The sequence below is a fragment of the Sodalis ligni genome (assembly GCF_016865525.2).
Classification (GTDB): Bacteria; Pseudomonadota; Gammaproteobacteria; order Enterobacterales; family Enterobacteriaceae; genus Acerihabitans; species Acerihabitans ligni.
Genome location: NZ_CP075169.1, coordinates 1413245 through 1434444, shown reverse-complemented (window position 1 = coordinate 1434444; position 21200 = coordinate 1413245). Strand labels below are relative to the sequence as shown.

20 protein-coding genes and 1 pseudogene are annotated in these 21200 nt (G+C 57.2%); 4 read left to right on the top strand and 17 right to left on the bottom strand.

The genetic code is table 11. The annotated features are described in order from the left end of the window. Positions 1-36 precede the first annotated feature (36 nt). The gene (locus GTU79_RS06700; protein ID WP_132922954.1) at positions 37-1293 is read right to left on the bottom strand and encodes a dicarboxylate/amino acid:cation symporter; all 1257 of its coding nucleotides are present in this window, start codon (positions 1291-1293) and stop codon (positions 37-39) included. Positions 1294-1528: 235 nt separating this feature from the next. Here GTU79_RS06700 and GTU79_RS06695 point away from each other — a divergent pair, with 235 nt between their 5' ends. Then, positions 1529-2503: an aldo/keto reductase gene (locus GTU79_RS06695; RefSeq protein ID WP_203522408.1), complete on the top strand. Its 975-nt coding sequence runs from the start codon at positions 1529-1531 to the stop codon at positions 2501-2503. 195 nt (positions 2504-2698) lie between these two features. Here GTU79_RS06695 and pgpA read toward each other — a convergent pair whose 3' ends face one another. From pgpA to nrdR, 6 genes are all read right to left on the bottom strand, one after another. Beyond that, complete coding sequence (pgpA, locus tag GTU79_RS06690; RefSeq protein ID WP_132922956.1) at positions 2699-3199, bottom strand: phosphatidylglycerophosphatase A; 501 nt, start codon at positions 3197-3199, stop codon at positions 2699-2701. Between the two features lie 4 nt (positions 3200-3203). Then, a complete protein-coding gene (gene thiL / locus GTU79_RS06685) occupies positions 3204-4181 on the bottom strand; it encodes a thiamine-phosphate kinase (RefSeq protein WP_132922957.1) in 978 nt (325 codons plus the stop codon). A gap of 67 nt (positions 4182-4248) precedes the next feature. Next, positions 4249-4668: a transcription antitermination factor NusB gene (gene nusB, locus GTU79_RS06680; protein ID WP_132922958.1), complete on the bottom strand. Its 420-nt coding sequence runs from the start codon at positions 4666-4668 to the stop codon at positions 4249-4251. A gap of 15 nt (positions 4669-4683) precedes the next feature. After that, a complete protein-coding gene (gene ribH, locus GTU79_RS06675) occupies positions 4684-5154 on the bottom strand; it encodes a 6,7-dimethyl-8-ribityllumazine synthase (RefSeq protein WP_132922959.1) in 471 nt (156 codons plus the stop codon). A gap of 85 nt (positions 5155-5239) precedes the next feature. Then, positions 5240-6364 (bottom strand): bifunctional diaminohydroxyphosphoribosylaminopyrimidine deaminase/5-amino-6-(5-phosphoribosylamino)uracil reductase RibD, encoded by a 1125-nt coding sequence (ribD, locus tag GTU79_RS06670; protein ID WP_214513793.1) that lies wholly within the window; start codon positions 6362-6364, stop codon positions 5240-5242. 9 nt (positions 6365-6373) lie between these two features. Further along, positions 6374-6823, bottom strand: coding sequence for a transcriptional regulator NrdR (gene nrdR, locus GTU79_RS06665; protein ID WP_132922961.1), 450 nt, complete (start codon positions 6821-6823; stop codon positions 6374-6376). Positions 6824-6999: 176 nt separating this feature from the next. Here nrdR and GTU79_RS06660 point away from each other — a divergent pair, with 176 nt between their 5' ends. Then, a complete protein-coding gene (locus GTU79_RS06660; protein WP_214513792.1) occupies positions 7000-7590 on the top strand; it encodes a SadB/YajI family lipoprotein in 591 nt (196 codons plus the stop codon). 237 nt (positions 7591-7827) lie between these two features. Here GTU79_RS06660 and secF read toward each other — a convergent pair whose 3' ends face one another. The 5 genes from secF to queA all read right to left on the bottom strand — a co-directional run bounded on the left by secF (position 7828) and on the right by queA (position 13338). Next, positions 7828-8796, bottom strand: a complete 969-nt coding sequence (gene secF, locus GTU79_RS06655) for a protein translocase subunit SecF (protein ID WP_214513791.1) — start codon at positions 8794-8796, stop codon at positions 7828-7830. A gap of 9 nt (positions 8797-8805) precedes the next feature. Continuing rightward, positions 8806-10653, bottom strand: a complete 1848-nt coding sequence (gene secD, locus GTU79_RS06650; protein ID WP_214513790.1) for a protein translocase subunit SecD — start codon at positions 10651-10653, stop codon at positions 8806-8808. A 27-nt stretch (positions 10654-10680) separates the two neighbouring features. Next, positions 10681-11013, bottom strand: coding sequence for a preprotein translocase subunit YajC (gene yajC, locus GTU79_RS06645; RefSeq protein WP_132922965.1), 333 nt, complete (start codon positions 11011-11013; stop codon positions 10681-10683). Further along, on the bottom strand, positions 11014-12162 hold the full coding sequence (gene tgt, locus GTU79_RS06640; RefSeq protein WP_132922966.1) for a tRNA guanosine(34) transglycosylase Tgt: 1149 nt from the start codon (positions 12160-12162) through the stop codon (positions 11014-11016). Between the two features lie 102 nt (positions 12163-12264). Continuing rightward, entirely contained in the window at positions 12265-13338 is a 1074-nt protein-coding gene (gene queA, locus GTU79_RS06635; RefSeq protein WP_203522412.1) for a tRNA preQ1(34) S-adenosylmethionine ribosyltransferase-isomerase QueA, read from the bottom strand. Positions 13339-13443: 105 nt separating this feature from the next. Here queA and GTU79_RS06630 point away from each other — a divergent pair, with 105 nt between their 5' ends. Both GTU79_RS06630 and GTU79_RS06625 read left to right on the top strand, forming a co-directional pair. Further along, on the top strand, positions 13444-14031 hold the full coding sequence (locus GTU79_RS06630; RefSeq protein ID WP_203522413.1) for an acyl carrier protein phosphodiesterase: 588 nt from the start codon (positions 13444-13446) through the stop codon (positions 14029-14031). 233 nt (positions 14032-14264) lie between these two features. Further along, positions 14265-14866, top strand: a pseudogene (locus GTU79_RS06625) (peroxiredoxin C). An 11-nt stretch (positions 14867-14877) separates the two neighbouring features. On the opposite strand, the gene proY reads toward GTU79_RS06625, so the two are convergent. The 5 genes from proY to phoB all read right to left on the bottom strand — a co-directional run bounded on the left by proY (position 14878) and on the right by phoB (position 20938). Then, positions 14878-16302: a proline-specific permease ProY gene (gene proY, locus GTU79_RS06620; protein WP_214513789.1), complete on the bottom strand. Its 1425-nt coding sequence runs from the start codon at positions 16300-16302 to the stop codon at positions 14878-14880. A 74-nt stretch (positions 16303-16376) separates the two neighbouring features. After that, complete coding sequence (gene brnQ, locus GTU79_RS06615) at positions 16377-17696, bottom strand: branched-chain amino acid transport system II carrier protein (protein WP_132922970.1); 1320 nt, start codon at positions 17694-17696, stop codon at positions 16377-16379. A gap of 258 nt (positions 17697-17954) precedes the next feature. After that, positions 17955-18893 carry a PstS family phosphate ABC transporter substrate-binding protein gene (locus tag GTU79_RS06610; RefSeq protein WP_420854156.1) on the bottom strand — a complete coding sequence of 313 codons (939 nt, stop codon included), beginning with the start codon at positions 18891-18893 and terminating at the stop codon, positions 17955-17957. Continuing rightward, entirely contained in the window at positions 18890-20224 is a 1335-nt protein-coding gene (gene phoR / locus GTU79_RS06605; RefSeq protein ID WP_203522416.1) for a phosphate regulon sensor histidine kinase PhoR, read from the bottom strand. The genes GTU79_RS06610 and phoR overlap by 4 nt, the downstream gene beginning before the upstream one ends. Positions 20225-20248: 24 nt before the next feature. Then, complete coding sequence (gene phoB, locus GTU79_RS06600) at positions 20249-20938, bottom strand: phosphate response regulator transcription factor PhoB (protein WP_132922973.1); 690 nt, start codon at positions 20936-20938, stop codon at positions 20249-20251. Positions 20939-21200 lie beyond the last annotated feature (262 nt).

The window sequence follows — 21200 nt, the reverse complement described above, 5'->3', positions numbered from 1 at the left end:
CTTTCCCGGCCGCTGCCACTTTAATCTATCGGTATATCAATGATTTTCCTGCCACTCCCCCGCCACCGCTTCCTGTGCGTCGGGGCGGGATAGCATGGCGGTGGCGATACCGTTCCCCAGCACATTGATACCGGAACGCCCCATATCAAGCACATGGTCGATGCCCATCAGCAGCAAGATACCCGCCACCGGAATATTAAAGCTCGGGATGGTGGCCGCCAGCACCACCAGGGCCGAACGCGGCACGCCGGCGATGCCTTTTGACGCCATCATCAGGGTGAGCATCAACATGGCGACTTCCGCGCCGGTGAGGTGGATGTTGTAGGCCTGGGCGATAAACATCGAGGCAAACGAACAATAGATCATCGAGCCCACCAGGTTGAAGGAGTAGCCCAGCGGCAGGACAAACGAGGCGATATTGTTCGGGCAGCCGAAGCGGCGCAGCTGTTCGAGGGTTTTTGGATAGGCGGCTTCCGAACTGCTGGTGGTGAAAGCCAGTATCACCGGCTCCTTTAGCAGGCTTATCAGTCGGAAGGTGGCGGACTTCAGAACAATATAACAAAAGCCCACCATCATAACGCAGCACAGCAGGATCGCCAGGTAATAGCCGCCGATGAACGACGCGTAGCTTTTCAGGATGCCCAGCCCTTCGTTGGCGATAACCGACGACACGGCGGCAAATATTGCAATGGGCGCCATATACATGACGTAGCCGGTGACCTTGAGCATGATGTGCGATACCACATTCAGACCGTCCGCCAGCGGCTTATTGAATTTCTCCCCCAGCGACGCGCCGGCAATGCCGAAAAACAGCGAGAACACCACGATTTGCAATATTTCATTGTGCCCCATGGCATCAACTATGCTGGTGGGGAAAGTGTGGGCGATAAAGGTTTTCAGGGACATGCCGTCGGTGGCCAGTCCGGTATTCACCGCCTGCGCCGGCACCTGCAGATTGAGGCCCGCCCCGGGCTGGATGATACTCACCACCGCCAGGCCCAGCAGGATCGAGACGACCGAGGAGGAGATAAACCAGAGAAACGCCTTGCCGCCCAAAGTTCCGATGGCGGAAGTGTCTCCCATGCTCATGATACCCACCGTCAATGTGGTAAAGACCAAAGGCGCGATAACCATTTTTATTAAGCGGAGGAAAACGTCGGTGAGCAGCGCGACGTTATCGGCATAGGCGCGAGCGCTGTCCACAGACGCAAACTGATGAACCAGAGCGCCGACGATGATGCCCAGCACCATGAATGCCAGGATGAAAGTGGTTAACTTGTTAGATTTAGACATATATTTCCCGCTGATCAGTTCCCTGAAGCGTATATAGTGGTGAGAAGATAAGATTTAGTCGCATAATCATCCTTGATGAAGAATAAATTTCCCTGCAGCACATCAAAAAAACGAAACAAATAAAATCATTAACCGGTTGACTGCCGGTTGCACATCGCATTTACCATCGCCTCCGATGGTTAAACGCCGCTATAATAAATTCATTAAGGCACCGCCGCCTATCCAGGAGATAATCATGCAGTTTACCACGCTCGGCCAGACCAATCTTCGTGTTTCCCGTTTATGCCTCGGCTGTATGACATTTGGCGATCCCGCCCGGGGAAAGCATGCGTGGACCCTGCCCGAAGAGAGCTCGCGGCCGCTGATCAAACAGGCGCTGGACGCGGGCATCAACTTTTTCGATACCGCCAATAGCTATTCCGACGGCAGCAGTGAAGAAATCGTCGGTCGGGCATTAAAGGATTTTGCCCAGCGGGATCAGATCGTGCTGGCCACCAAAGTGTTTAACGAAATGAGCAATTTGCCCAAGGGGCTGTCGCGTAAAAAAATCATGCAGTCCATTGACGATAGTCTGACCCGTTTAGGGACCGACTATGTGGATCTGCTGCAAATCCATCGTTGGGATTACGATACCCCGCTGGAAGAGACCCTTGAGGCGCTGCACGATGTGGTGAAGGCCGGCAAGGCGCGTTTTATCGGCGCATCGTCAATGTACGCCTGGCAATTTGCCCGCGCGCTATATACGGCGGATTTGCACGGCTGGACCCGGTTTGTCACCATGCAGGATCAATATAATCTGATCCAGCGCGAGGAAGAGCGGGAGATGCATCCGCTGTGCCAGTTTGAAAATATCGCTGTTCTGCCCTGGAGCCCGTTGGCCCGCGGCAAGCTGACCCGTCCCTGGGGTGAGACCACCGCCCGATCGGTTTCAGATGAGGTGCTCACGGCGATGTATACCCGTACTGAAGAGGTGGATGCCCGTATAGCCGAGCGCGTGGGCGTGATAGCCGATACCCGCGGCGTTTCCAGGGCGCAGGTCGCGCTGGCTTGGGTGTTGAGCAAGCCGGCGGTGACCGTCCCGATTATCGGCGCATCCCGTCCGGATCAATTCGCTGATTTGGTCGGTGCTCTGGATGTGGCGCTGGACGAGCAGGACATTGCCGAGCTGGAAACCGCCTATGTCCCGCATTATCCGGTGGGATTTGCCTAGGGGGTCACATCGGCGCGGTTTCCCTTTCCTTTAACAGGCTCGCTGCACGTTCGGTGATAGCGGGCTTACCGCGCTGTGGGGCGCTCGGTCGGGCGGGAAAACCACGCCCGATTCGACCCCATCAGCACGGTTTCCCTTTAACAGGATCTATTCATGTCCGGTGTTTAGGATGTTGCGGAGGGCTGCGATATCGGCTTAAAACAAAGGCCAATGGTGGCCCAGCATATAGATCAGCCCGGCGCCGACGATGCCGGCGATGATATCGTCGATCATGATCCCCACGCCGCCGTGGACTTCACGATCGAACCACCGGATGGGCCAGGGCTTCCAGATATCCAGCACGCGAAACAGCAGAAATCCCGCCAGCACCCAGCGCCAGTCGTTCACCGGCAGGGCCATCAGGGTAATCCACATACCGACAAATTCATCCCAGACGATGCAGCCGTGATCGTGCACGCCCATATCTTTGGCGGTTTTATGGCAGGCATAGATCCCCAGGCAGATGGCCAGCATCACCACCAGGGAGTAAAGCTGCCAGGGCAGGAAAGTCATCAGGCACCAGATAGGTATGGCCGCCAGCGAACCGACGGTGCCAGGCATCCAGGGAAACAGTCCGCTGCCGAAACCGGTGGACATCAGGTGCCAGGGATTACGCAGTTTGATCCGGCTGATGCCGAGCGTCACTTCACTGGTCATGGCGTCACTCCCGGCTGAAATGGTCATAACCGTGCCAATCAAGGTCTACCGGTTGATTATCCCGCAGTAGCTGCAGGCCTTCGCTGCGGGGTCCGATTTGGCCGATGCAGGTAAAATCCGCGCCCGCATGTCCTAATGCCACATCCAGCGCGCCGCGATTGATTTCGGGCACGGTAAAGCAGAGTTCATAATCTTCCCCGCCGCTGAGCGCCCAGCGCAGCGCCTGATCCGGCGAGACCTGGCGGCGCAGGGCGGTGGAATAAGGCAGATCTTCCAGATGGATGCGCGCGCCGCAATCGCTGCGGTCGAGAATATGCCGCAGGTCCGATATGAGGCCGTCCGACAAATCAATGGCTGAGCTGGCCAGATCCCGCAGGGCCTGACCTTGCAAAATGCGCGGCTGCGGCCGTAAATGGCGTTCAAGGAGGTATTGCCGGTCGGGGGCGGCCGCCACCATAAGCCGGTCTTGCAGTACAGCCAGGCCGGCGGCGCTGTCACCCAGGGTGCCGGTGACATAGATCCAGTCGCCGATGCGGGCGCCGGATCGGAGAATGGCGCGCCCGGCGGGAATCAGCCCCTGGATGGTCAGGGTCAGGCTCAGCGGGCCGCGGGTGGTATCACCGCCCACCAGCTGCATGCCGTAGTAGTCCAATTGCTCAAACAGGCTGTCGCTAAAGGCGGCCAGCCAGTTTTCATCCATCTCCGGCAGGGTCAGCGCCAGCGAAAGCCAGGCGGGATCGGCCCCCATGGCGGCCAGATCGCTGAGATTAACCGCCAGGGATTTATAGCCGAGATCCGCCGGCGAAATCGTCGGCAAAAAATGGATGCCCGATACCAGGGTATCGGTACTGACCGCAATCAGCCGTTTTTCATCAACCGACAACAGGGCGCAATCGTCGCCGATGCCCATCACGACATCACGGCGTGCGCTTTTTACCCGGTCGAAATAACGGGCAATCAGATCGAATTCGCCACAGGCCATAACCTATCCAAATAGAGTTGTCCCGCTACCGCGGCGCGCGCCGGATCCGGCATTCTCACCCGCCGTGCTACCTGCGGTTGGGGCGGATGTAGGGCGCCGCCTTGTCCAGTACGCCGTTGATGAATTTGTGGCTCTCTTCCGCGCCGAACGTCTTGGCCAGTTCAATGGCCTCGTTGATCGCCACTTTGTAGGGCACATCCTGGCGTTTGCTTAACTCGTACAAGGCCAGGCGTAAAATAGCCCGTTCCACATGGCCTAACTCGTCAAGCTGGCGTGAAAGATAAGGGGCCATCAGCTGATCCAGCTCCGCCGCATGCGTCGCCGTACCTGAATACAGCTCGCGAAAATAAGCGATATCAACGTCCGTGACATCCTGTTCCGCCAGGAACTGGACTTCAATTTCGGCAATATCGTTATGAGATACTTGCCATGCGTAAAGCGCCTGGACGACACATTCACGGGCACGGCGACGAGCAGCAGGTTTCACAAAATTCCCCTTTACTTACGCGTTGATAGCTTTCAGTACGTTAATCATTTCAAGTGCGGTCAATGCGGCTTCCGCACCTTTGTTGCCGGCCTTGGTGCCGGCCCGTTCAATCGCCTGTTCGATGCTTTCCGTAGTCAATACCCCGAACGCCACCGGCAATACGCTGTCCAGGGCCACGCGGGATAAGCCGGTGCTGCATCCGCCGGCAACGTATTCAAAATGCGCTGTGCCGCCGCGAATAACCGTGCCCAGCGCCACCACGGCATCGAATTTCTTGCTGTCCGCCAGCGCGCGGACCGCCAACGGCAATTCATAGGCCCCGGGGACCCAGACCACGGTGATATTGTCGTCTTTCACCTGCCCGATACGTTTCAGGGCATCGATGGCGCCTTCAAGAAGGCTGTCGTTGATGAAATGATTGAAACGCGCAATCGCGATCGCTATACGGGCTTGTGGAGTGGCAATAACACCTTCAATAACGTTCATGGCTTTCCTTCAGTTGGCAAATGGCGATAATTGCCCCAAGAGGGGGCGGATTCTAACATATTCTTTTGTCCGCTGCGCGGGCCAATTAATCCGCGTAGCCAGGTTTAAGTCGTACCCGGATATCCGGTCCGACCTGGCATAAATCCGCCACCGTAAACGACGGCGACTGCGCCAGGCGCTCAAGCCCCGGCAGGACGCACAGCCCCCTGCCCCCGTCCCCCAGCAGCCGGGGAGCCAGGTAAAGGATAAGCTCACCCACCAGCCCCGCCTGCAGCAGCGCGCCGGCCAGGGCGGCGCCGGCCTCGACCCAGACGCTGTTTATCTGGCGCCGGGCCAATTGCATCATCAGGATCACCAGATCGATGCGGGGGTTATCGGTATCTCCCGCGGGCATGGCGATTTGTTCAACGGATGACGGCCAGGGCTGGTTATCCGCCGCCAGGCGGGCCAGCCAGGTTTGCCCCTCCTCGGCTATCAGCCGGTGGGCCGGGGTTACGCGGTTACGGCTGTCGATAATCACCCGCACCGGCTGGCGCAATTCGGACTGGGGATAACATAAGCGGACCTGTTCCGGCAACGAGTGCCAGCGAACGGTCAGGGCGGGATCGTCCGCCAGCACCGTGGCGCTGGTGGACAGGATTGAGGAGCTTTGGGCACGGAAAGATTGCACATCTTCCCGCGCATGGGTAGAGGTTATCCACCGGCTTTCGCCGGAAGCCATGGCGGTGCGTCCATCCAGCGATGCGGCCAGTTTCAGCCGGACATAAGGGAAACCGGTGCGCATGCGCTTTAGAAAACCCAGGTTCACCTCTTCCGCCTCGGCCATCATCAATCCGTGACGGACATCGATACCCGCCTGCCGCAGCAGGTGCATGCCCCGCCCCGAGACCTGGGGATTCGGATCCTGCATGGCCACTACTACCCGCGCCACGCCCGCCGCAATCAGCGCATCGGCGCAGGGAGGCGTCCGGCCTTGATGGCTGCAGGGTTCCAGCGTGACGTAGACTGTGGCGCCCCGAGCCGCCTCACCGGCCATGCGCAGGGCATGCACTTCGGCATGCGGCTCGCCGGCGCGGTAGTGAAAGCCTTCGCCGACAATCTTGCCGTCCCGCACGATGACACAGCCGACATTCGGATTCGGCGTGGTGGTAAAACGTCCGCGGCGGGCCAGTTCAAACGCTCGCGCCAGGTAATATTCATCCTGCTGCATAACACCACCTTAATCCTGAAGACGGGCAATCTCTTCGCCAAACTCCCGTACATCCTCGAAGCTGCGATACACCGACGCGAAACGGATATAGGCCACCTTATCCAGCTTTTTCAGCGCGTCCATCACCAGGTTCCCGATCATTTTGCTCGGAACTTCCCGTTCGCCGGTGGCGCGCAGCTGCGATTTGATGTGGTTGATGGCCATTTCCACATCGTCGGAATTGACCGGCCTTTTTTCCAGCGCCTTCAAAAAGCCGCCGCGTAATTTATCTTCATTGAATGGCTCCCGGATATCATTGCTTTTGATTACCCGGGGCAATACCAGCTCCGCCACCTCGAAGGTGGTGAAACGCTCGTTGCAAACCAGGCATTGCCGGCGGCGCCGGACTTGGGAACCATCCCCCACCAGACGGGAATCAATGACTTTGGTATCGACTGCGGAACAAAAAGGACAATGCATAAAGCTTCCTGTGCGGCTGATAGGGGTATGCTAGTTTAGCGCGAACTGTGGCGACAACAAAGGCCCTTCCCCGGCCGCAAGCAAAGGACTCGGAATTCTCCTGCCTTTCAGTTCATGACTTTTGCGGTGTTCCGGGCTAAGCTGTAATTTATCGGCAGAATAAGGAAACTGTTGCTATGACAATCGCTTACCGCCCGGCCTGTGTTGTTGTCGCCCTGCTGTTGCTTGCCGGATGCGCCAGACAACCGAACGCTCACGCCCCCGCCCTGAAGAACGAAATGGGCCAGTTGAACCAGCGGCTGGATTACCTCAACAACCAGGTGTCGGCATTGATGCAGCAGAATGCCCTTAACGCGCAGTCCACCAGCGGCGTGTATATTTATCCCGCCGCCCAAACCGCCGCCGAGGTGGAAAGCCAGGTCGGCAAGCTTCAGGTATCGCTGAGCCCGATCGAAACGGAAGCAAATGGTTCAAGGACGCTAATGCGTATCCGCACCACCGACAATCAGCCGTTGACGCCTTTCTCCGCCACGGTGGATTGGGGCCAGGTGGATCCCGCAACCGGCAAACCCCTGACCGCCGATGCCCTGAGCCAGTCCATTGTGGTGCCCGCCTCGCTGCTGCCGAAATCCGACGCCGCCATCGAGCTGCGCCTGAGCGGACTGGCGCCGGAACAGGTGGGTTTTGTCCGGCTGCACGATATTATCAAAATATCCCCGGATTCCCCACCGCCCCCCGACGCCGTCAAGCCACTGTCCCAGCAATAGCGGCGGATATAATAAACCCCGCCGAAGCGGGGGGAGCTTGTTGGCAAAGTGCTCGGTCGGGGCAAACTGCCAGATCGTAAACACGCCGGAAATACCTCCTTGTAGGCTCGATCCGCGCCATCCTTGGCGCGGACGGTTTACTCTTCTGGCAGCCTGCCCCGCCTTTTTGACTCGGGGTACGTTTGTCAGCAATCTGACCCCGCCGAAGCGGGTTTGTCCTGCTGGCAATCCGCTAAATTATGGCAGCAACGAAGGCTGATCCGCGCCCTCTTTCTCGACTTTCTGCTGGATCATGTGTTCGCGTTTCATCCCCAGCTTCAGCGCCAGCGCCGAGGCGACATAGATGGATGAAGCCGTACCGATGGTGACGCCTATCAGCATGGTCAAGGAGAAACCGGCCAGGATCGGGCCGCCAAAGATAAACAGCATCAGCACCACCATCAGCGTGGTGGCCGAGGTCATCAAGGTGCGGCTCAGGGTCTGGGTCAGCGACACGTTGATGATTTCATAAGAGCTGCCGCGCCGTATTTTGCGGAAGTTTTCACGAATACGGTCGGAAACCACGATACTGTCGTTCAGTGAATAGCCGATCACAGACATCAGCGAGGCGATGATGGTCAAATCGATTTCAATATGAAACAGCGACAGGACACCCATGGTAATCACCACGTCATGAGCCAAGGCCAGCACTGCCCCCAGGGCCAGCCGCCATTCGAACCGGAAGCCGACGTAAATCAGGATACAGATTAGCGCCACCAGCAGCGCCATGCCGCCGGCCTGCGCCAGATCGCTGCCGACGCTGGGTCCGACGAACTCGATACGTTTCACGGTGGCCTGCGAATCAAAGGTCTGGTTAACCACTCCCAGCACTTTGTTGCCCAACTCCTGGCCGGCGCCGTCCTGCACCGGCGGCATGCGGACCATCACATCCCGGCTGCTGCCGAAGTTCTGGATCAGCGGATCCTTGAAACCGGCATGCTCCAACGCGCCGCGCATGGCATCCAGATCGGCGGCCTTGCTCAGGTTCAGCTCGATAACCGTACCGCCGGTAAAATCCAGCCCCCAGTTAAATCCACGGGTGGCTATCAGCGCGACGGAAATGATTAACAGCGTAATGGAAATGCTGAATGCTACGTAACCCCAGCGCAAAAAGTCATAGACTTTACGGCCGTAGTTTAAATCTTCAACTCTATGTTGCTGAGCCACACCGCACTCCTAGATAGACATTTTGCTGATACGTTTACCGCCGTAAAGCAGGTTCACGATGGCGCGCGTGCCGACAATCGCCGTAAACATCGAGGTGGCGACCCCGATAGCGGTGGTTATGGCAAAACCCTTGATGGAACCGGTGCCCACCGCGTACAGGATAATCGCGGTGATAAGCGTAGTCACGTTGGCATCGACGATACTGGAGAAGGCGCCTTTATAACCTTCATGAATAGCCTGCTGAACGGTACGCCCGTTCTTGAGCTCTTCTTTGATACGCTCGTTAATCAGCACGTTGGCATCCACCGCCACCGCCAGCGTCAGCACAATCCCGGCGATCCCGGGCATGGTAAGCGTCGCCCCGGGCAGTAAAGACATGATGCCCACGATCATCACCAGGTTCGCGATAAGCGCGGTAGTGGCGATAAGGCCGAACTTGCGATACCACACCACCATAAAGATGATGGATGCCACCAGCCCCCACAGACAGGCTTCCAGACCCTGCGTGATGTTCTGCATGCCCAGCGTCGGGCCGATAGTCCGTTCCTCGACAATCTGAATCGGCGCAATCAGCGCCCCGGCGCGCAGCAATAGCGACAGTTGGCGGGCTTCGTTCGGATTATCGATGCCGGTGATACGGAAACTGTTACCCAGGCGGGACTGGATGGTCGCCACATTGATAACCTCCTCCTGTTTGGCCAGGATAGCCCGGCCGTTGGCGTCTTTCTTGCCGCTGTCCTTGTATTCCACAAACAGGGTTGCCATCGGCTTGCCGATATTGTCCTTGGTAAAATTGGACATATTGGTGCCGCCGGTGCTGTCGAGGGAGATATTGACCTGCGGGCGGTTGTATTCGTCGGCGCTGGAGGTGGAATCGGTAATATGGTCGCCGGTGAGGATGACCCGTTTATAGAGCACCACCGGCTGGCCGTCGCGGGTATATTTCACTTCGGAATCACCCGGCACCCGGCCGCTGGCGGCCGCGCTGCGATCAACCGTGGTATTCACCAGGCGGAATTCCAACGTCGCGGTGGCGCCGAGGATTTCCTTTGCGCGCGCGGTATCCTGGATACCCGGCAGCTCAACCACTATCCGGTCCGCGCCCTGGCGCTGTACCAGCGGCTCGGCCACACCCAGCTGATTAACGCGGTTGCGCAGGATGGTAATGTTCTGCTGCACCGCATATTCACGGGCTTCCCGCAGGCGGGTGTCCGCCATGACCGCGCGCAGCCCGGTATCGCCGGTGCTGTTGATCACCAGATCGCGGTGGCGCGGGACCAGGTAGCTGACCGCCTGATCGCGGGAATTCCCGTCGCGGAAATTCACCTCGGTGCCGTAATTTTCGATTTTGCGCACCGTGGCATAAGGGATGCCTTTTTCACGCAGATCCGAGCGCAAGGCGTCCATGGTCTGTTCCTGGAGCTTGCCCAGGGCGGTATCCATATCCACTTCCATCAGGAAGTGCACGCCGCCGCGCAGATCAAGACCCAGTTTCATGGGTTCGGCCCCCATCATGGCCAACCAGGGGGGCGTGGCCGGGGCCAGGTTCAATGCCACCACATAATTTTCGCCAAGAGCGCTCAATAACGCCTCCCGAGCGCGCAGCTGCACGTCCGGATTGGAGAAACGGGCCAGGATGGCGCCGTTTTCCAGGGCGATCGACTTGCTGGCGATATTCTGTTCTTTTAGGACATTTTGGATCTGAACCAGCGTCGTCTCACTGGCGGCGGCACCCCGCGCACCAGTGATTTGTACGGCCGGATCCTCACCATAGAGGTTCGGAAGCGCATACAGCAGCCCGACGAGAAGTGCCAGGATAAGCATGATGTACTTCCATAAAGGATAACGGTTTAACACGGCAGTTCCCTTCGGGAAAATCGACAATTACAGCGCTTTCATCGTACCTTTCGGCAAGACAGCGGCCACGAAATCACGTTTGATAACCACTTCATTGGTATCGTTCAACGCTATCGCAATATAGCCGGTATCCGCGACCTTGGTCACGCGACCCACAAGACCGCCTGTGGTCAGTACTTCATCGCCTTTGCCGATGGAGTCCATCAGCTTTTTATGATCCTTGGTGCGTTTTTGCTGCGGACGGAGGATCATAAAATAAAATATCAGGCCAAATACCACTAACATAATCACCAGAGAGTAAGGACTTCCCTGGGACGGCCCGCCTGCTGCGGCAGCGGCGTCAGAAATGAAAAAGCTCATTTAAATTCCCTCATTGTAATTTAACTCAACGACTAAAGGCGGAACGGGTTTTCCAACCCGGCCATAAAATTCGTCAACAAACTGCTCTAATTTACCTTCATCGATAGCGTGGCGTAAACCCGCCATCAGACGCTGATAATACCGCAGATTATGGATGGTATTCAGACGCGCACCGAGTATTTCGTTGCAACGGTCGAGATGATGCAAGTAAGCGCGACTATAATTGCGACAGGTGTAGCAATCACAATGTTCATCCAGCGGCGATGTGTCGCTTTTGTTACTGGCGTTGCGGATTTTCACCACTCCGTCGGTGACAAATAAATGACCGTTGCGCGCATTACGCGTCGGCATTACGCAGTCGAACATATCGATACCGCGACGCACGCCCTCCACCAAATCTTCCGGTTTACCCACGCCCATCAGATAACGCGGTTTGTCAGCCGGAATCTGCGGCAGGACGTGCTCGAGAATGCGGTGCATATCCGCTTTCGGCTCACCCACCGCCAGGCCGCCCACAGCGTAACCATCAAAGCCGATCTCTACCAGTCTTTTTACCGAAACATCTCGTAAATCTTCGTAAACGCTGCCCTGGATGATGCCGAACAGCGCATTTTTGTTTCCCAGCTCGTCAAAACGGCGGCGGCTTCGCTCCGCCCAACGCAGCGACATCTCCATGGATTTGCGGGCATAGTCATGTTCGGCGGGAAATGGCGTGCATTCGTCGAATATCATCACGATATCCGAACCCAGGTCATGCTGGATTTCCATCGACTTTTCCGGACTGAGGAATATCGCATCGCCATTGATGGGATTGCGAAAATGCACGCCCTCTTCGGTTATCTTGCGAATATCCCCCAGGCTGAACACCTGGAAGCCGCCGGAATCGGTGAGAATCGGACCGTGCCACTGCATAAAATCATGCAGATCGCCGTGCAGTTTCATGATCTCCTGCCCCGGACGCAGCCAGAGATGAAAGGTATTGCCCAGGATGATTTGCGCGCCGGTTTCAGCCACCTCTTCCGGAGTCATGCCCTTTACCGTGCCGTAGGTGCCCACCGGCATAAACGCCGGGGTTTCCACCACGCCGCGCTCGAATACCAGGCGTCCGCGGCGCGCCCGGCCGTCAGTTTTGATTAATTCGTACTTCACTCAGCCTCCGACACCGGAGAAACAGTCCGATGCAGTTTATGCCGGCTGCGTTCACAGCGGCAGCAAAGCCGGGCGGCATTTCGCCCCCGGCGGGATTGCGGCCTACCGTTCGCCAATGGCGTCCAGGGCGGCCAAATCGTTACGGGTGATGAACATGGCATCGCCGTAACTGTAAAAACGGTATTCCAGCGCCACGGCCTCATGATAAGCCGCCATGGTATGTTTATAGCCGGCAAACGCCGATACCAGCATAATCAGGGTCGATTCCGGCAAATGGAAATTTGTTATTAACGCATCGATAATGCGAAACCGATAGCCGGGAAAAATAAATATATCGGTATCGCCGAAAAACGGCGCGATAACCGCCCCCCGGGCCGCCTGCGCGGCGCTTTCAAGGGAACGCACCGAGGTGGTGCCCACCGCGACGACCCGGTTGCCGCGCTTCTTGCATGCCAGCACCGCATCCACCACTTCCTGCGGGACTTCGGCATACTCCGAATGCATCACATGCTCTTCAAGGTTTTCAACCCGCACCGGCTGAAAGGTGCCCGCCCCGATGTGCAGGGTGACAAACGCCATTTCAATGCCCTTGTCCCGCAGGGCATCCAGCATGGGCTGGTCAAAATGCAGGCCGGCGGTAGGGGCGGCCACCGCGCCGGGACGTTCGCTGTAAACCGTCTGGTAGCTCTCCCGGTCGGTTTCCTCGTCGTGTCGATGGATATAGAGCGGCAGCGGAATATGACCGGCGGCATTCAGCAGCGTCAGCACATCCCGGTCGTCATCGAAGCGCAGCTCAAACAGCGCATCACGGCGCGCCACCATGGTGGCGGCAATGCTTTCATCGTCCCCGAGCAATAGCGCGGCGCCGGGTTTAGGCGACTTGGACGCGCGCACATGGGCCAATACCCGATGATCGTCCAGTACCCGCTCCACCAGCACTTCGATTTTGCCGCCGCTGAGCTTACGGCCGAACAGCCGGGCCGGTATCACCCGGGTATTATTGAATACCAGCAGATCGCCGGGCGCCAACCGATCCAGCAGATCGGTAAATACGCCGTGCGTCATCTCGCCGGAGGGTCCGTCCAGCGCCAGCAGGCGGCAGGCGCTGCGTTCCGGCAGGGGATAGTCGGCAATCAGGGCCTCAGGAAGTTCATATGAGAATTCGGCGACACGCATTCCAGTTCACTTAAGACAAAAAAACAGGCGGCTTAGTCTAGGGCTATGCAGCGCGGCCTGCAAGAAATAAGCGGCTTTGCCGGTGTTTTACCTTATACTCTTGCAATGAATTTTCTTGCTCATCTCCATCTCGCCTCCGTGGCGCGCAGCTCGCTATTAGGCAATCTGATGGCGGATTTTGTCCGCGGCAACCCCGACGGACTTTATTCCGCCGAAGTAGTGGCCGGTATCCGCATGCACCGGCGCATTGATACCCTTACCGATAGCCATACGGTGGTGAAATCCGCCAAAACCCTGTTCAGCGCCGATTACCGGCGGGTGGCGCCCATTGCGCTGGACGTGGTGTGGGATCATTTTCTGGCGCTCCACTGGAGCCGGGTCGTGCCGGACGTACCGTTACGCCGGTTCGTGCTGCAGGCCGAAGCGGTGATTACGCCGGCGCTGCCGCAAACGCCGGAAGCGTTCCGCTCGCTTAATACCTATCTTTGGCGTGAACGTTGGCTCGAACGTTATGCCCAGCGGCCTTTTTTAGCGCAGGTGTTGACGGGCATGGCGAGCCGGCGGCCCAGACTGGCCGCGCTGGGGGAAATTTACCCGGAAATTGAACAACATTATCCGGCGCTGGAGGCCTGTTTTTGGCAACTTTACCCGGATATGTTGCAGCTGGCGCATCAGGGCGCATTCACCTTGTAAACAACAAGCAGCACTAATTGTTACTGGAATGAAATAAAATCTTTAACGTTTTTCCCTTGTATCGCAAAGGGTTATTTTGTAATATAAAAATAAAATACTAATCAAATTAATAGGTAAAAACTATCTCATCAATCGGCGTCAATGGCTTTATCCATTAGCTGCGACAACCTATACTGACTCTCGTTTTACATCTTCCCTGTCAACCAACCTAACCGTATTTTACAGGAGTACACATGGTCCTGGTCACTCGTCAAGCACCCGACTTTACCGCTGCAGCGGTTTTGGGCAACGGAGAAATCGTTGATAACTTCAATCTGCATAGTTTTATCAAGGGTAAACCCGCCGTTATCTTCTTTTGGCCGATGGACTTCACCTTCGTGTGTCCGTCAGAACTGATTGCCTTTGATAAACGTTTCGCTGAATTCCAAAATCGCGGCGTTGAAATCGTCGGCGTATCCTTTGATTCAGAGTTTGTACATAACGCCTGGCGCAACACGCCGGTGGATAAAGGCGGCATCGGCCAGGTTAAATATCCGCTGGTTGCCGACATCAAACATGAAATCATCAAGGCTTACGGTATTGAACATCCGGAAGCCGGCGTGGCGCTGCGCGGTTCGTTCCTGATCGACAAAGCAGGCGTTGTCCGCCATCAGGTGGTTAACGACCTGCCGCTGGGCCGCAACATCGATGAAATGATTCGTATGGTTGACGCGCTGCAGTTCCATGAAGAGCACGGCGAAGTGTGCCCGGCACAGTGGGAAAAGGGTCAGGAAGGCATGGACGCTTCACCCTGGGCGTGGCCAAATACCTGTCTGAGAACATCGATAAGCTGTAATAAACGGACACTTATTGAGTAGTATATTTGAATAAACCCGCCGCTACCGGCGGGTTTTCTTCAGCTAATGCTGGCGGCGTCGCCCGGCCGCCGGCGGTAAAACCGTAGCCCAACAGCAGCAATACCACCCAAATACCGCCGGCGTAGAGAGAAATACGCGTGGTGGGAAAATAACCGATAAGCCCGATGATAAACAGCAGGAAGGCCACTCCCGCCGCCGAAGTCAGCACTCCGCCGGGCATGGGAAACGCCAGCGCTTTGACCTGCTGCGGTCCCAGCCGGCGGCGAAAGGCCATCTGCGAGCACAGGATCATAATCCACACCCACACCGTGGCGAAGGTGGCCAGGGATGCAATCACCAGAAAGATGTTTTCCGGCATGATGTAGTTAAGATAAACGGCAATAAGCAGGGCGAACATCATCACCAGCACCGTTATCCAGGGGATACCCTGGCGGGACACCCGGGCGAACATTTTCGGCGCATAACCCTGGCCGGCCATGCCGTGCAGCATCCGGCCCACCCCGAAGACATCGCTGTTGATCGCCGACAGCGAGGCGGTGATCACAACAAAATTCAGTATGCCGGCGGCGGTGGGGATGCCCAGCTTCTGGAAGGTCAGCACAAACGGGCTGCCCGCGGTGCCTACCTCGTTCCAGGGAAAAATCGACATGATTACCAGCAGGGTACCCACATAGAACACCAGGATCCGCCAGGGCACGGAATTAATCGCCTTGGGAATGGACTTTTCCGGCTCGCTGGCTTCGCCGGCGGTGATACCGATGATCTCGATACCGCCGTAGGCGAACATCACCATCTGCAGCGATAAAATCATGCCCAGGAAGCCATGGCTGAAAAACCCGCCGTGAGTCCAGAGGTTATGAATGCCGGTGGGCTGACCGCCATTGCCGAAACCCCAGACGATAATGCCCACGCCGGCCAGGATCATGGCGATGATGGTGGCCACCTTGAAAAAGGAGAACCAGAATTCCATCTCGCCAAAAGCCTTGACGTTCAGCAGATTGATGGCGCCGATAAACAAGACCACGCCAAGCACCCAGACCCAATGCGGCACCGTCGGAAACCACACGCTCATATAGATACCGAAGGCGGTGACGTCGGCGATGGCGACAATCAAGATCTCGAAGCAGTAGGTCCAGCCGGTGATATAACCCGCCAGCGGACCGAGATTATCCTGGGCATAACGGGAAAACGATCCGGCGCTGGGGTTGTGGACCGACATCTCTCCCAGGGCGCGCATGATGATATACGCCACGATGCCGCCGATCAGGTAGGCCAGCAAGACGCTGGGACCGGCCATTTGTATCGCGTCGGCGGAGCCGTAGAACAGCCCGGTGCCGATAGCGGAACCCAAGGCCATAAAGCGAATATGACGGGTGGTGAGACCGCGTTTTAACGTTACGGGTGGTTGTTGCATATCCCTGATACTCTGTTTTGGCAAATGACAAAAACCACGAAGCATTCTCCGTGGCCAACAGCGTTGTTTGAATTTTATAAGTGAGCGGTTACTTCATGCCGTAGACGGAACTTATCATAGACAGCCACCATGATACCCACCGCCAGGGTCGGCAAAAGCCAGGCCAGACCCTGAGCCGACAGCGGCAAATGGCCTGTCCAGGCGGGAAGCGCATCATGGAACGACGACATCTTGAGGGCATCGACACAGCCGAACATCAGGCTGACCAGCATCGCCGGGGCGATGATAAGCGTGCTGCTGCGCCACCAGCGCAGGGTAAAACTCAGTAAAACCAGTACGATGCACGGCGGATAAATGGCGGTCAGCACCGGTATGGAGAATTGAATCAGATGGCTGAGCCCAAGATTGGAAACCAACATGGAAAACAGCCCCAGCACCACCACCAGCGTCCGGTAGGACAGGGGCAAATGCCCGCTGAAAAACTCGGCGCAGGCGCAGGTCAGCCCAACCGCGGTGACCATGCAGGCAATAAAAATCAAGACGGCCAGGAAGCCGCTGCCGCCGTTGCCGAACCGGTATTGCACATACGCATGCAGGATCTCGGCGCCGTTTTGCGCCGAGGGCACCAGCACGCCGCTGCCCGATCCCAGCTTGAACAGGGTGATATAGACCGCCGTTAAACCGATGCCGGCAATCAGACCGGCATAAACGGTATAACGGGTCAGCAGGCGCGGATTATCCACGCCGCGGGACCGCGCCGCGTTGACGATGACAATGCCGAACACCATGGCGCCCAAGGTATCCATGGTGAGATAGCCATTCACAAAGCCGGTTGAGAACGGCATCTGGTTATAGATTTCGCTGGCCGGGATCGGACTCCCTGCAGGCCAGAGCAGCGCGGCGGCGCCCAGGATGCCTAAAGCCACTATTTTCAGCGGCGCCAGGACGTGGCCCACCGTATCCAGCAGGCGGCCCGGATAAAGGGAAATGCCGATGACCAGGACAAAATAGATCAGGCTATAGCACAACAGCGGCCCGCCGCCCTGGCCGGTAAAAGGCGCCATGCCCACTTCAAAGGAGACCGTGGCGGTGCGGGGAATGGCGAACAGCGGACCCACCGCCAGATAGCAGACCACCGCCAGCACCAAGCCGGCTTTGCGGCCGAGGGGAGAACTGAGGGCGTCGATGCCGCCCCCCACCCTGGCCAGCGCGATAACGGTCAACACCGGCAGTCCCACCGCGGTAATCAAAAAGCCCGCTGCCGCCCACCAGACATGAGGGCCGGATTGCAATCCCACCATGGGGGGAAAAATGATATTGCCGGCGCCGACGAATAACGCAAAGGTCATAAAGCCGAGTGCCAGAATGTCTCTATAAGTTAAACGCTGACTCATGAAATCTTGTCGTGCCTGTTTTTAGGTAATAAATAAGAAAAACCTATGGATTGGAACCGGCGCACTTTAAACTGATAAAGGGGCGCAAAACAAGAGTGTAAGATTAATGCGGAACAATTAGCCGAATAAACACCGTTAATGCAGTGAATAATTTCTTAAAACCTTAAAAACTCCATATATACTTGCTGAATAAGATCACATATAACAATAAGATAAAATGATACACAGACGTCAATGGCTGCGGCGAAGCCTGCCGGCCTATTCGAGTCCGATATTGCGGCGTGCCTGCAGCCTGACGGCCTCCGGCAGCGATCGGTAGCCGTTCTGGCGAGCGCGCAGCTGTCCGCCGGGGGAAAGGATTTGATCAAAAAACGCCGCTGTGATGGGCTCCAGCGGCCGATCCGGCGCTTTATTCACGTAGATATAAAGATACCGCACCAGGGGATATTCACCGTTGAGCAGGGTGGCATCATCCGGCTGAACCGTTTTCCCCTGCCCGTCGGTCAACGCCAGGATTTTGACGCCGCTGGCGTGAAAACCCATACCGGCGTAACCGATGGCGTTGACTGAACCCGCCACCGCCTGGGCCACGGATACCGAGCCGGGCAGTTCGTTCACCGACGTCAGCAGATCGCCGCCGCACAGTACGCGCTGACGGAAATAGCCGTAGGTGCCGGACGCCGAATTGCGACCGTAGCGCAGCAGGGTCTGCCCGGCCAAATGCCCTTTCAGCCCCAGGTCCCCCCAGCGTTTCAAGGCCGGCGAGGGACCGCAGCTATGGGTAATGGAAAAGATGCCGTCCAATTGGCTCAACGGCAGGGATTGCAGGGGATTATCCTCATTCACCAGAATCACCACCGCATCCAGCGCCACCGGAACCGCCGACGGAGGGTAACCGTAATGCCGGCGAAATGCGTCAACTTCCGGCACGGTCATGGGGCGGCTCATCGGCCCCAGCTGAGTGGTGCCGGCGGCCAGCGCCGCCGCCGCCGTTGCCGAGCCCGAGGCCTGGATCTGCACCCCCACCTCGGGAAAACGGCGATTAAAATCCATCCCCCAGCCGGTCAGCAAATTGGCCAGGGTATCGGAACCGGTACTGGTCAGGCTGCCCGACAATACCGTTACCGCCCGGGAGGAGGCCGGCCAGGCCAGTAATACGAGCAGACAGCAGACGATGGGACTGACGATTTTCATCAAAGCTCGACGGGCGGCTTAAAGGTGAGGTTATTTTCCTTCAGGGACGGGGCAACTATCAACCGGTTCGGCAAGGTGAAATAAAATCGGGTACCGGCGCCCGGTTCGCTGATGATATCCAGGCGCGCGTCATGATTGCTGAGGGCGTGTTTCACAATGGCAAGCCCGAGGCCGCTGCCGCCGGTTTGCCGTGACCGGGCTTTATCCACCCGGTAAAAACGCTCGGTCAGGCGGGGGATATGCTCCGGCGCGATACCCGGGCCATTGTCGCTCACCTGGAATTCCGCGCCGGCGGAGGTACGCTGCCAGCAGACCTCGATACGGGTGCCCGGCGGCGTGTGGATCACCGCGTTGTAAATCAGATTCGACATGGCGCTGCGCAGCTGCTCTTCGTTACCGCGCACCCGCAGATGCTCATTAACGCGAAACACAATGTCGTGGCGCTCCTGGCTCAGCCCCTCCGCGCTTTGCTGCAGCCGCTTGAGGATGGAAGGAACGTCGATATTCTCGTTGACTTCGTTGTGGGGAGCGGCTTCGATGCGGGAAAGCACCAGCAGTTGTTTAACCAGGCGCTCCATGCGCTGCGTTTGATCCTGCATGGTATGGATTGCCTTGGCGCGAATCGCCGGGTCCATCTCCTGATCGTTCATCATCTCCAGATAACCCTGCAGGACCGTCAGCGGCGTACGCAGCTCATGGCTGGCATTGGCGAAAAAGTTGCGCCGCGCCCCTTCCAGTTGTCGCATCTGGGTAATGTCCCGCGCCACCATTAACAGCTGATCGTCGGTGTAAGGCATCACCCGGAATTCCACATAGCGCTGGTTGTTGATGTGTAGCGTAAGGGGCCGCTGAAAGGATTGATTTTGCAGGTATTCATTAAACTCGGGGTAACGCAGCAAATTGAGGATATGCTGGCCGTTGTCTTCCGGCCAGCGAAAGCCCAGCAGCTGCTGCGCCAAGCCATTGCACCAAAATATATGGCCGTCGCCGGTCAGCATCACCAGCGCATCCGGCAGGGTTTCCGCACCGCTGCGAAATCGCTTGAACAGCGTTGCCAAATCGCGGCGGCGGCGGCGATGGCGCAGCTGCATCTGATGCAGGCCGTAGAACAGCGGTTCCCAACTGCCGCGGCCCACCGGCGGGGTCCGGCTCAGGTCTACCCACAGCCACCAGGACAGCCGGAGCTGATAATAATAGTTACGCAGCAGCGCCGCCAACAGCGCCGCCGCCAGCAGCCAGGGCAAATGCCCGATAAGTAACGACAACAGCAGGGCGGGCAGGCAAAAAAACCCCAGTTCAAGCAGCAGTTTGCTCCAGGATAAACGTTCTAGCACCGGCCGTTCTCCCTTGAGACAGATTCAATAGCGGGCCGAGAAACGATAGCCGGTTCCCCGTACCGTCTGTACCATCCGATCGTGCCCGCCTGTTTCCAGCGCCTTGCGTAAACGACGAATGTGCACGTCCACCGTACGATCTTCCACGTAAACATTGGTACCCCATACATGGTTGAGCAACTGTTCGCGACTGTAGACCCGTTCGGGATGGGTCATGAAAAAGTGCAGCAGTTTAAATTCGGTAGGCCCCATATCCAACGCCAGCTCATTGGATGTTACCCGGTGCGAAGAGGGGTCCAGGCTCAAGCCCTGCACTTCGATTTTATCTTCCACCGCCATCGGCGAGATACGCCGCATTACCGCTTTGATCCGCGCCAGCAGTTCCTTGGGAGAGAAGGGCTTGGTAATATAATCATCCGCCCCCACTTCCAGTCCCCGCACCCGGTCTTCCTCCTCGCCGCGCGCCGTCAGCATCATGACAGGAATATCGCGCGTCAATACTTCGCGCTTCATCAGTTTGATAAACTGTATACCCGAACCGCCGGGCAACATCCAGTCGAGCAGGACCAGATCCGGATAAGGCTCCGCCATACGACTCACCGCACTGCCGTAATCTTCCGCCTCAATAGGCTGGAAGCCATTTTGTTCAAGAACAAAGCAGACCATTTCACGGATGGGTGCTTCATCTTCCACGACTAATATGCGTTTTGCCATTATTTTCCTGCCGTTTATTCTCTGCGGTTATCGTGCCCGGGCATTATGCGTCACTTTTATGACAGATTTATTAAAATAGGCGCCGCCTGCTTCAAGGATAGGAGATCGCCGTTTTTCCGCCGCAAATTATATAATCGCACCTTTATTTCGGCATCCGCCAAAGCAAGGGTTATACCCGATAGCGTTCAGGTTGCGGCTGCGTTGGCTGCAACCTGAACGCTATTGGGTATATACTCTCGCCCTGATTCAGGGATTTTCTCCG